Below are 11,491 nucleotides of genomic sequence, written 5' to 3' on the forward strand. Positions count from 1 at the left end.
CGCGCCACCAACCGAGGCTCGCCGCATAAAGCACAATCCGTGCCGGACAGCCGTGCGACGAGCGCGGGCATGACGGCGCAGAGGATGCCACCCGGCACGGACTCCTGTCCGCACGGAACGCAGATCGACAACCATGACCGAGAGCGGCCGAAAATTCCTGCTGTTCGTCCTGATCGGCCTGCTGGCGCTGCCGGCCGGGCTGTGCTCGGCCGTGTTCACGATCGGTGGGCTCGGCATGCTGTTCGATCGCGATCCCGTCGCCCAGGCCGTGTCGGGCATCTCGCTGGTCGGCGCGGCGATCGGCTGGATCTTCTGTGCCCTGGTGCTGATCGGAGCGCGGCGGCTGCGGCGCATGCCGGTGACACCGGCGGCCGCCGATCCGGCCGCTCCCCCGCCGACGTGAGGAGACCGTCGTGAGGAAACCGTCGTGAGGAGACCGTCGTGAGGAGACCGTCGTGGCGATCCTGATGATCCTGCTCGGCCTCGTGCTGCTGCTGCCCGGCCTGTGCGCCGGCGCCTTCGTGGTGGCGTTCGGGCTCACCGAGCCGAAATCGCTGGTCGATCCGGAGCTTGTGCTGCTGTGGGCGATCAGCATCGCCATCGCGGCCGGCGGTATCGTCTTGATCCGCGGCGGCCGACGGCGCATGCGGGAGCGGGCGGCCGCCGGCGCCGCGGCGCCGGCCTCCGAGGCGGGTCGTCATCCGGGTGATATGCCGCCCTGATACGCGGCGCCGGCCGGCGCGCCGCTTGTTCACGTTTCGTGCGAGCTCCTTGCCTCCGGCCGGACCTTGTCTATAGTCCGGCGCAAATGTCGCGGGCCCCGGAGGCCCGCGTTCCGTTTTTCAAGGGACACCTATGAAGCTCCGCAACGTCGCCATCATCGCCCACGTCGACCACGGGAAGACCACCCTGGTCGACCGGCTGCTGCAGCAATCCGGCACGTTCCGCGAGAACCAACGGGTCGCCGAACGCGCCATGGATTCCAACGACCTGGAGCGCGAGCGCGGCATCACCATCCTGGCCAAGGCGACCTCGATCGTCTGGAAGGACACCCGCATCAACATCGTCGACACGCCCGGCCACGCCGACTTCGGCGGCGAGGTGGAGCGCATCCTCAACATGGTGGACGGCGCCATCGTGCTGGTCGACGCCGCCGAGGGGCCGCTGCCGCAGACCAAGTTCGTGGTCTCCAAGGCGCTCAAGATCGGCCTCAAGCCGATCGTCGCCATCAACAAGGTCGACCGCTCCGACGCCCGGCCCGACGTCGTCGCCGGCGAGGTGTTCGACCTGTTCGCGGCGCTCGACGCCAGCGAGGAGCAGCTCGACTTCCCGATCCTCTACGGCTCCGCCAAGGAGGGCTGGATGGCTCCGGCGCTCGAGGGCCCGAAGGACTCGATGGAGCCGCTGCTCGATCTCGTGCTGAAGCACGTGCCGGAGCCGACCATCGAGCACGGGCCGTTCCGCATGCTCGGCACCATCCTGGAATCGAACCCCTATCTCGGCCGCATCGTCACCGGCCGCATCACGTCCGGGACGCTGAAGCCGAATCAGCCCGCCAAGGTGCTCGACCGCCACGGCAAGATCGTCGAGACCGGCCGCATCTCCAAGGTGCTGGCCTTCCGCGGCCTGGAGCGCCAGCCGATCGACGAGGCGGTGGCGGGCGACATCGTGTCGGTCGCGGGCCTGCCGGAGGCGACGGTCGCCCACACGATCTGCTCTCCCGAGGTAACCGAGCCGCTGCCGGCCCAGCCGATCGACCCGCCGACGCTGTCGATGACGTTCCGGGTCAACGACTCGCCGCTCGCCGGCACCGAGGGCGACAAGGTGACGGGCCGCATGATCCGCGACCGGCTGCTGCGCGAGGCGGAAGGCAACGTGGCGCTCAAGGTGACGGAGTCGACCGAGAAGGATTCGATGGAGGTCGCCGGCCGCGGCGAGCTGCAGCTCGGCATCCTGATCGAGACGATGCGGCGCGAGGGCTACGAGCTGTCGGTGTCGCGGCCGCGCGTGCTGATCCAGCGCGACGAGGCGACCGGCGAGATGCGCGAGCCGATCGAGGAGGTCGTGATCGACGTGGACGAGGAGTTCTCCGGCGTCGTCGTGCAGAAGATGTCGGAGCGCAAGTCCGAGCTGATCGAGATGCGCCCGTCCGGCGGCGGCCGCACACGGCTCGTCTTCTACGCCCCGACCCGCGGCCTGATCGGCTACCAGAGCGAGCTTCTGACCGACACCCGCGGCACCGCCGTGATGAACCGCCTGTTCCACGGCTACGCGCCCTACAAGGGCGAGGTGCAGGGCCGGCGTACCGGCGTGCTGATCTCCACCGACGCCGGCGAGGCGGTCGCCTACGCGCTGTGGAACCTGGAGGACCGCGGCCCGATGATGATCGAGCCGGGCTGGAAGGTCTACATGGGCATGATCGTCGGCGAGCACACCCGCGAGAACGACCTCGAGGTGAACGTGCTCAAGGGCAAGAAGCTCACCAACATCCGCACCACCTCGAAGGACGAGGCGGTGCGCCTCACCCCGCCGATCCGCATGACGCTGGAGAAGGCGCTCGCCTACATCCAGGACGACGAGCTGGTCGAGGTGACGCCGAAGTCGATCCGGCTGCGCAAGAAGCTGCTCGATCCCAACGAGCGCAAGAAGGAAGAGCGCCGCAAGGTCAGCGAGGGCGTGTGAGCGCCCGGTGAGCAACGCTCCCTTCACGGTCTCGGAGTTCCTGTCCTGGGCCGAGACCCGGCTCGAGCCGCCGCGCGCCGAGCTGATCGCGGGCCGCGTCGTGCCGATCGCACCGCAATCGCCCGAGCACGCCCGCGCCCGCTTCGAGGCGTCGCGCGTGCTGCGGCACGCCCTGACGGCCGCGGGCCTCGCCGGCGAGATCTTCACGGGCGGCATGCTGGTGCCGATCGCGGCCGACACGGCCTACGAGCCCGACGTGGTGCTGCGCCTCGGGACGCCGCTCATCGGCGGCGGCCGGATCGTCACGGACCCGGTGATCGTCGTCGACGTGGCGGCGGCGACGCCCGGTGCCAACGGCAGCGCCGCGGATGCCCGCGCCGCGCGGCTCGCCGGCTGGCTCGCGGTGCCGAGCGTCGCGCATTGCCTGCTGGTCGATCCGATCGGCCGGACCGTCACGCATCACGCCCGCGGCGCCGACGGCAACGGTGAGGATTCCGATCACGGCCGCCTGATCGTCCGGACGCGCGACGCCGGCCTGCTGACGCTCGACCCGCCAGGCATCACGATCGAGATCGCCGACCTGTTCGCCTGATCACGAAGACGGACAGAAGCCCGGCGTTCGGGCACGGGCGCCTCACCCGTGCCCGAACGAACGCGACGGCTCAGCGGAAGAACAGCTTCCGGTCCGACTTCTGCGCCTCGGCCGGCTGGTTGCCCGCGTCCTTGCCCGGCTCCGGCGGCTTGTCGGTCTTGGTGGTGGCATCCTTGACGGCCGTATCCTTGGCGGCCGCGTCCTTGGCCGCGCCGGCCTTCGCCGGCGGCTCCTTCGCCGTCGCAGCCGCCGCTCCGCCGGCCGGCCGGTCGGCTGCCGGCTTGTAGTCGGGTGGCGGGATGTCGGACGCCTGGGGCAGCACGATCACGTTCTCGGCCGGTTTCGACTCCGGCTTCGACTCCGGTTTGAGGTCCAGCTTGGCGTCGCTCTTGGGCGCGGGCACCGGCGTGGTCGCCGGCGGCGGGCGGCGGGCATCGCGGGCGCCTCGCGCCACCGCGACCTCCGCGACGGGCGGCGGCGCATTCTCGATCACGGGTCCGGCGCCTTTGGCCGTGTCGCTCTTCGGAGCGTTCTTGGCGAGGTCGGGCGCCGGCAGCGGGATCGGCTTCTCCTCGGTCTTCTTGGGCGGCACCTCGGAGACCGGCTTGGCCGCCGCGGCGCGGTCGACCGGCGCGGCGGAGGCGGGCTCGGCGGGCGTTACGGTCGGCTTCGCCGGCGCCGCCGTCACGGCGGCGGCCGGAGCGCCGCCCGGGCGCCCCTGGTCGTGCTCGATCACCGGGCCCTGGGGCGCGAGATCGGCGATCGGGATGCGCCACTCGAAGGCGTCGATACGGCCGGAGATCGGCGAGGCCGGCATCCACTTCGCCGAGACGAGGCCGTCGGCCGTCCAGGTCGGGTCGCGGGTCGCCTGCAGGGCGCGCCGCATCCACTCGCGCGCGCGGCCGACATCGCCGCCCTCCTTCTCCTCGAGCTCGGCCATCAGGGTCGCCATGCGCTGGGTCGGCATGGTGAGCATCGGCGTGAGGCTCGCGCGGGCGGCCGCGAACTCCTGCGCGTCGATCGCCGCACGGGCGACCGCCATGGCGCTCTCCGGGGCGTTCGGGGCGAGCTTGACGAGGTTGCGGATACGGCCCAGCCGGTCGCGGTTCGACTCGTTGGGGAAGATGTTCGCGTAGGTCTCGACCAGGTCCGGATGCGGATTGATCGCATACGCCGCCTCGACCACCTTGGCGGCCTTGCGAGTCTGGCCGCTCTCGGTGAGCAGGCGGCCGGCGAGCGACGCGGCCGGCACCAGGCCGGGCGACAGCTTCAGCGCCTCGAGCACCAGCGCCTTCGACATCTCGGCGTCGACCTCGCCCGACAGCGCGCGGCCGGTCAGCAGCACGGCGCGCTGGCGCTTGTAGGTGTCGCGGTCGACCAGCTTGCTGCGCATGTTGCGCTCGAGGGCGGCGAGCGCGCCGGTCCAGTCGCCGGCGGCGCAGCGATACTGCAGCACCGCCTCGGCCGCCCAGGCGAGGTTCGGGGCGGCGCGCGCCGCGTCCTCGGCGAAGGCGCGGGCCGCGGCGGCATTGTCGCTGCGCTGCGCCTCGATGAACAGGCCGTGCAGGCCGAGGAGCTTGGTGTCCTCGCGGGCCGCCATGGCCCGGAAGGTGCGCTCCGCCTCGGCCGCGTTGCCGCCGATCTGCGCCGCCTGGGCGCCGAGCAGCAGGGCGAGCGGCTCCTTGGGGGCGAGGCGCTGTGCCTCGTTGGCGAAGCGGCGGGCGGCGAGCGCGTCGCCGGCGCCGATCGCCACGATGCCCTGCGAGATCGCCTTGTAGGCCTTGCGGGCGCGCTTATCGAGGCGGCGCGCCGCCAAGGCGGCGGGCGCCTTCACGATGGCGCGCAGGATCGTCCACACCAGGATGACGACCACCACCAGCGCGACCAGCGCGGCGAGGCCGACCATGACCGAGGTCTCGACCTGATAGCCGAGCCAGGTGATGGCGATGTCGCCGGGCCGGTCGGCGAGCCACGCCGCACCGAAGGCGAGGGCCGTGACCGCGGCGAGAAACAGAAGAACTCGGAGCATCGGACGAACCTCAAGGAGTGGCGAGCGCCGTGAGCGCGCCGGACGAGACGCGCTGGGCGGCGGCGACGGCGGCCTGACGGGCCTCGGCCTTCTTGATCCACGGCTCGGCCGGCGCGCGCACGGCCGGCGGCAGCTTGGCGAGCTCGACGAGCGCGCCGGCGAGATCGGCCTGGCGGGCCTTGGCCTCGGCGCGGCCGATCTGGGCTGCGAGGTCGCTCGCCGGCTGGTCCTTCACGGGCCGCCAGCGCACCAGCTTCTCGGCCTGCGACTGCAGGCGGTCGAGATAGTCGTCGCCGGCCGGCAGGTCGCCGGCCTTGAGCATCGCCGGCGCCACCTCGGACAGCTCGCGGCCGAGCACCAGGGCGCTCGGCACACCGGTCGCCGCGAACGGCTCCAGCGGCGCGAAGGTCTGCGGGTCGCTGACCAGCTGCTTGGCGGCGGCGAGCTCGCTCGCATAGGGCGCGCCGCGCTCGACCAGGCCGCGCAGCGCCGCGGTGATCACCGCGAGCCGCACCGTCTTGTCGGCGACCGGCGCGTTGGCGCGCTGCGTCACCTGCTGCTGGAGCGCGGTGAGATTGCGCTCGACCGTCGCCGCCTTGGTGCCGGCCGCGTCGGCGCGGGCCGCGACGGCATCGAGCTCGGCCGGCTGCACGCCGGGCGCCGCCGGCGCCGCGACACCGGCGCCCGCCTTCGCGGTCTCCTCGATGCGCCGCTCGGCGCGGGCGAGCTGATCGGTCAGCTTGGCGACGGCGGCCTCGGCGGCGGTCAGGCGGGCGGCGACCGCCGGATCGCCGTTGGCCTGGCGGGCCGCGGCCGCGACGGCAGCCTCGACGCGGCCGAGCCGACCGGCGACGTCGGCTGGAAGCTGGGCGGTCGGCGCCGGGCGCTGGGCGAGGTCGGCGACCTGCAGCTCCAGCTTGGCGAGCTTCGCGGCGGTGCCGTCGCCGCCGGCATCCAGCGGATTGTAGGTGAGCCAGGCGGCGCCGGCGGCGGCCACCACGGCGCCACCGACGAGCCCGGCGGCGAACAGGCTGCCCCAATTCGTCGGGGCGGGCGTCGACCGCGCCATCGCGGTGTCCTCTCGGGTTCGACCGGGGGCGGGTCGGGTTGCATCCGGGCCGGCTTTGGTCTCCGCGACCTTGGTCTCGGCGGGTTTCGCAGCAGCGGGTTTCGTCTCGGCGGGCTTCGCTTCGGTCACCACCGGGGCGGCGGGCTTGGCCGCGGCCGGCGACGGCGTGGCCGGCTGCCCGACCGAAGGCTGCGCCGCGCCCGGTTTCGCCGGCTGCTGCGCATGGAGCACGGTCGGCTGCGAGGCGGGCGGCGTCGGCGCGCCCGGCTTGCCGCCGGGAGGCGCGCCCGCGGAACTGTCGGCACGAATCGGGGTCGTCGCGGCAGGCGACGGCGTCGTCTCGGCGCGCGCCTTGTTGCCCTCGGAGGGCGGCGGGCCTGGGTTGTCGGGCTTGTCTGCCGGTGGTGTCTTGGGGTCGGCCATCCACCTCTCCCGCTGCAATTGCGGACCATCTCGTCCAATGCGGATCACACCGCCATACTGCGCCGGTTTGGTGACGGCAACAACGCCGTCCCGGACGGCGGAGTCGCATCCCTAAAGAAGGGCGAACAGGTTCGCCTCGTCCGGGTGGACGGCCACTCGCACGTCTTGCGCGCCCGTGTCGCGGAGCGCCGCCGCGACCTGCGCCGACAAGCAGAGATGGCGGGTCGATCGCACGACCGCCTCGAGGCCGGCGACCGTGCTGGCGGCCAGGAACGCCTCCGCGGTGCGCCGCGAGTAATGCAGCACCGCGTCGATCGCGCCGCCGGCGAGCGCCGCCCGCACGGCGTCGGGCAGCCGCGTCTGCGCGACGGCGCGATAGACCACGACGGTCTTCACCGCGAGGCCGTGACCGGCGAGCAGGCCTTCGAGATCGCCGGCCCGCTCCTCGCCGGCGAGATACAGCACCGGATCGGTCGCGCCCGGCAGCACCGCGGCGATCGCCTCGGCGAGCGCATGCACGTCGCCGTCGGCGGAACGCACGTCGGACAGGCCGGCGGCGCGCGCCGCCTTGGCGGTCTTGCCGCCGACCGTGAACACCGGCACGGCGGCGAGTCGCGGCCGGACCGCAACGGCCGCGATCGCGTGCGCGCTGGTGAGGGCGACGGCGGCCCACGGCCCGTCGCCGATCGGCGGATCGGCGACCGGCGCGATGTGCAGCATCGGCGCGACCAGCACCTCGTGGCCACGCTCGCGCAGCGCGGCCGCCGTGCGGGCGCCGTCCGGATCGGGCCGCGTGACGAGAAGCCGCACGCGCGCCTCCTCGGGTCAGAGGTGGGCGAAGAAATCCGGGCCGCCCCGCTCCTTCAGCTCGCGGCCCGCATCGGCACCGAGCGCCTCGGCCTCCGCACAGGCACCGTCGCGCGCCGTCTCGTGAGCGATGCTGCCGTCCGTCTTCACGATGAGACCGCGGAGCGACAGGCGATCGCCCGCCACCGTCGCATGGCCGGCGATCGGCGTGCGGCACGAGCCGTCGAGCGCCCTGAGGAATGCGCGCTCGGCCGTGAGCGCCGTGCGGGTGACGCCGTCGTCGATCGCGGCGAGGATGTCACGAGTGCGGGTGTCGGCCTCGCGGCACTCGATGCCGACCGCGCCCTGGCCGACCGCCGGCAGGAAGATCGCGACGTCGAACAGCGAGGTCGCCTTGTCGGCGAGGCCGAGGCGCTTGAGCCCCGCATAGGCCAGCAGCGTCGCGTCGACCTCGCCGGTCTCGACCTTGCGCAGCCGGGTGTCGACATTGCCGCGGATCGAGACGACCTCGATGTCGGGGCGCAGGCGCTTGACCATCGCGCCACGCCGCAGCGACGCCGTGCCGACCACGGATCCGGCCGGCAGCGCGGCGAGCGTCTTCGCCTTCTTGCAGATGAAGGCGTCGCGGACGTCCTCACGCGGCAGGCAGGCGACCAGCGCGAGCCCGTCCGGCAGGTTGGTCTCCATGTCCTTGGAGGAGTGCACGGCGAGGTCGACCGCACCGTCGAACAGCGCCTGCTCGATCTCCTTGGTGAACAGCCCCTTGCCGCCGACCTCGGCGAGCGGACGATCCTGGATGATGTCGCCCGACGTCTTGATGACCGTGATCGCGATCGCCTCGAGCGGCACGCCGTGCGCGGCGGCGAGGCGCTTCTGCGTCTCGTGGGCCTGCCAGAGGGCGAGAGGGCTGCCCCGGGTTCCGATGCGGACGAAGGGCGGGGACGAGGATTGCGCCATGACACCTCACAATGCTACGCCGGAACCCCAATGGAAGCGGGTTTGCGCAGAAGGACTTATAGGAGCCGCCTCGACGCAAGGGAAGGGGACGGAGGCGACGTGCGTAGTCGCCGGTACGCATCGTCGCCGATCCATGATTGTTCACGCATGATCTCGCACCCATGATCTCGCACCCATGATCGTTCTCGGGCTGGAGACGACCTGCGACGAGACGGCCGCCGCCGTGGTCGAGCGCGACGACGACGGGCGCGGCCGGATTCTGTCGAACGTCGTGTTCTCGCAGATCGACGAGCACGCGGCCTTCGGCGGCGTCGTGCCGGAGATCGCGGCGCGCGCCCATGTGGAAATTCTCGACGGCCTGATCGCCCAGGCGATGCGCGAAGCCGGCCGTCACTTCGCCGAGCTCGACGCCGTCGCGGCCGCGGCCGGCCCGGGGCTGATCGGCGGCCTGATCGTCGGGCTGACCACGGCCAAGGCGATCGCCCTCGTCCACGAGACGCCGCTGATCGCCGTCAACCATCTCGAGGCGCACGCCCTGACGGCGCGGCTGACCAACGACCTGCCGTTCCCCTATTGCCTGTTCCTCGCCTCCGGTGGCCACACCCAGATCGTCGCCGTGCTCGGCGTCGGCGATTATGTCCGGCTCGGCACGACGCGCGACGACGCCATCGGCGAGGCCTTCGACAAGACCGCCAAGACGCTCGGCCTCGACTATCCGGGCGGCCCGGCCGTGGAGCGCGCCGCCCGCCAGGGCGATCCCGCGCGCTTCGCGCTGCCGCGCCCGATGGTCGGCCGCCCCGACGCCGACTTCTCGCTGTCCGGCCTCAAGACCGCGGTGCGGCTGGAGGCCGAGCGGCAGGCGCCGCTCTCCGACCAGGACGTCGCGGATCTGTGCGCCTCGTTCCAGGCGGCCGTCGCCGACATGGTGCGCGACCGGCTGCGCGCCGGGTTGAAGCTGTTCCACGAGCGATTCGGCCAGCCGATGGCGCTGGTCGCGGCCGGCGGCGTCGCCTCCAACCAGGTGATCCGGGCGCTGCTCAACGCCAGCGCGCTCGACGGCGGCACCGTGCTGGTGCTGCCGAAGCCCGAGCTGTGCACCGACAACGGCGCCATGATCGCCTGGGCCGGGGCCGAGCGCCTCGCCTACGGCCTCACCGACACGCTCGACGCCGCGCCGAGACCGCGGTGGCCGCTCGACAGCGTGCGCAAGCCGATCGAGCCGAGCGTCGGGCGGGGATTCGGGTCGGGATCAGGCGCGGGCTTCGGCCTCGCCGACGACCCGGTGCCCGCGTGATCCGGCCGTGACGATCCTGCAGCGCATCGCCGTGATCGGGGCCGGCGCTTGGGGCGCCGCCCTCGCCAACGTGGCGGCGCGGGCCGGCCGCGACGTCGTGCTGGTCGCCCGCGACGCGCAGGCGGCCGACGCGGTGCGCCGCGCCGGCGCCTCGCCGCATCTGCCGGACGTCGCGCTCGACCGCGCCATCGCGGTGGCGAGCGGGATCGACGCGGTCGCCGGCGCCGACGCCGTGCTCTTGGTGGTGCCGGCGCAGGCGCACGGCGCGGTCGCCGCGACCCTCGCCCCGGTGCTGGCGCCCGGCACACCGGTGGTCGCCTGTGCCAAGGGGATCGAGCGCGGCACCCGGCGCTTCATGACCGAGGTGGTCGCCGCGGCGCTGCCCGGCGCGACGCCGGCGATCCTGTCCGGCCCGAGCTTCGCGGCCGACGTCGCCCGCGGCCTGCCGACCGCCGTGACGCTGGCGGCCGCCGACGACGCCGTCGCGGTGGCGCTCGCGCACGCGCTCGGCACGCCGACCTTCCGCCCCTACCATGCGACCGATCTGCGCGGGGTCGAGATCGGCGGCGCCGCCAAGAACGTGCTCGCCATCGCGGTCGGCATCGTGCGCGGCCGGCGGCTCGGCGCCAGCGCCGCGGCGGCGCTGACGACGCGCGGCTTCGCCGAGCTGATGCGCTTCGGCCGCGCCTACGGGGCGCGGGTCGAGACCCTCACGGGTCTCTCCGGGCTGGGCGACCTCATCCTCACCTGCGCGAGCCGCCAGTCGCGAAACTATTCGCTCGGCATCGCGATCGGCGAGGGGCTTTCGCCCGGCGAGGCGCGCCGGAGCGGCCTGCTCGCCGAGGGCGCCTTCACGGCCCCCGTGCTGGTCGAGATGGCGGGCGAGCGCGAGGTCGACATGCCGATCGCCGCCGCCGTCGCGGCCGTATTGGACGGCCGCCTCGACGTCGACGCGGCGATCGCGGCGCTGACGACGCGGCCGTTCCGGGCCGAGCATTGAGCACGAACCCCGTCATTCCGGGGCGCGGACCGTCAGGTCCGTGAGCCCGGAATCCATACGCCCTGTCTCGGTGGCTCACGACAGGCAGGGGCTATGGGTTCCGGGCTCGGCGCTTTCGCGCCGCCCCGGAACGACGACAGCACCTGATGGAGCAGGAGCGAGCGATGGCCTACTGGCTGGTGAAGTCCGAGCCCTCGACCTGGTCGTGGGACGACCAGGTGAAGCGCGGCGACACGGGCGAGCCGTGGACCGGGGTGCGCAACCACACGGCCAAGCTCAACCTGATGAAGATGAAGGCGGGCGACCGGGCGTTCTTCTATCACTCGGTCGAGGAGAAGCGGATCGTCGGCGTCGCCGAGATCGTGCGCGAGCATTATCCGGACCCGACCGCGGAGCCCGGCAGCCCGTGGGTGGTCGTCGACCTGAAGGCGATCGCCCCGCTGAAGACCCCGGTGACGCTCGCCGACATCAAGGCGGAGCCTTCGCTCGCCGAGATGGCGCTGCTCAAGCAATCGCGCCTCTCGGTGCAACCGGTGACGGCCGCCGAATGGAAGACCATCTGCAAGATGGGCGGGGCGAAACCTTAGAGCGGTTTTCGGTGTGGCTGAATCGCCGGGGGATTCCCTGGGCGGGTGAGC

Annotated in this window: 11 protein-coding genes; 7 read left to right on the top strand and 4 right to left on the bottom strand. The window is 72.8% G+C overall.

What is annotated here, in order from left to right; translation table 11 throughout:
* Window positions 1-133 precede the first annotated feature (133 nt).
* The 4 genes from ACFSOX_RS23165 (at window position 134) to ACFSOX_RS23180 (ending at window position 3,274) form a co-directional block, all read left to right on the top strand.
* Window positions 134-403, top strand: coding sequence for a hypothetical protein (locus ACFSOX_RS23165; protein ID WP_378480184.1), 270 nt, complete (start codon window positions 134-136; stop codon window positions 401-403).
* Window positions 404-455: 52 nt separating this feature from the next.
* The gene (locus tag ACFSOX_RS23170; protein WP_378480185.1) at window positions 456-722 is read left to right on the top strand and encodes a hypothetical protein; all 267 of its coding nucleotides are present in this window, start codon (window positions 456-458) and stop codon (window positions 720-722) included.
* A gap of 133 nt (window positions 723-855) precedes the next feature.
* Complete coding sequence (typA, locus tag ACFSOX_RS23175; protein WP_378480186.1) at window positions 856-2,682, top strand: translational GTPase TypA; 1,827 nt, start codon at window positions 856-858, stop codon at window positions 2,680-2,682.
* 7 nt (window positions 2,683-2,689) lie between these two features.
* Window positions 2,690-3,274: a Uma2 family endonuclease gene (locus tag ACFSOX_RS23180; RefSeq protein ID WP_378480187.1), complete on the top strand. Its 585-nt coding sequence runs from the start codon at window positions 2,690-2,692 to the stop codon at window positions 3,272-3,274.
* 70 nt (window positions 3,275-3,344) lie between these two features.
* Here ACFSOX_RS23180 and ACFSOX_RS23185 read toward each other — a convergent pair whose 3' ends face one another.
* The 4 genes from ACFSOX_RS23185 to hemC form a co-directional block, all read right to left on the bottom strand.
* Complete coding sequence (locus ACFSOX_RS23185) at window positions 3,345-5,303, bottom strand: heme biosynthesis protein HemY (RefSeq protein WP_378480188.1); 1,959 nt, start codon at window positions 5,301-5,303, stop codon at window positions 3,345-3,347.
* Window positions 5,304-5,313: 10 nt separating this feature from the next.
* Window positions 5,314-6,795, bottom strand: a complete 1,482-nt coding sequence (locus ACFSOX_RS23190; protein ID WP_378480189.1) for a COG4223 family protein — start codon at window positions 6,793-6,795, stop codon at window positions 5,314-5,316.
* 111 nt (window positions 6,796-6,906) lie between these two features.
* Window positions 6,907-7,605 (bottom strand): uroporphyrinogen-III synthase, encoded by a 699-nt coding sequence (locus ACFSOX_RS23195; RefSeq protein ID WP_378480190.1) that lies wholly within the window; start codon window positions 7,603-7,605, stop codon window positions 6,907-6,909.
* A 15-nt stretch (window positions 7,606-7,620) separates the two neighbouring features.
* Window positions 7,621-8,559: a hydroxymethylbilane synthase gene (hemC, locus tag ACFSOX_RS23200; protein WP_378480191.1), complete on the bottom strand. Its 939-nt coding sequence runs from the start codon at window positions 8,557-8,559 to the stop codon at window positions 7,621-7,623.
* Between the two features lie 175 nt (window positions 8,560-8,734).
* Between hemC and tsaD the strand changes: the two genes are divergently transcribed.
* The 3 genes from tsaD to ACFSOX_RS23215 all read left to right on the top strand — a co-directional run bounded on the left by tsaD (window position 8,735) and on the right by ACFSOX_RS23215 (window position 11,440).
* Window positions 8,735-9,853: a tRNA (adenosine(37)-N6)-threonylcarbamoyltransferase complex transferase subunit TsaD gene (tsaD, locus tag ACFSOX_RS23205; protein ID WP_378480192.1), complete on the top strand. Its 1,119-nt coding sequence runs from the start codon at window positions 8,735-8,737 to the stop codon at window positions 9,851-9,853.
* 7 nt (window positions 9,854-9,860) lie between these two features.
* Window positions 9,861-10,853, top strand: coding sequence for an NAD(P)H-dependent glycerol-3-phosphate dehydrogenase (locus ACFSOX_RS23210; RefSeq protein ID WP_378480193.1), 993 nt, complete (start codon window positions 9,861-9,863; stop codon window positions 10,851-10,853).
* A 164-nt stretch (window positions 10,854-11,017) separates the two neighbouring features.
* Window positions 11,018-11,440, top strand: coding sequence for an EVE domain-containing protein (locus ACFSOX_RS23215; protein ID WP_378480194.1), 423 nt, complete (start codon window positions 11,018-11,020; stop codon window positions 11,438-11,440).
* The last annotated feature ends 51 nt before the right edge of the window (window positions 11,441-11,491 follow it).

Source organism: Rhodoplanes azumiensis (genome assembly GCF_042682915.1).
Lineage (GTDB): Bacteria > Pseudomonadota > Alphaproteobacteria > Rhizobiales > Xanthobacteraceae > Rhodoplanes > Rhodoplanes azumiensis.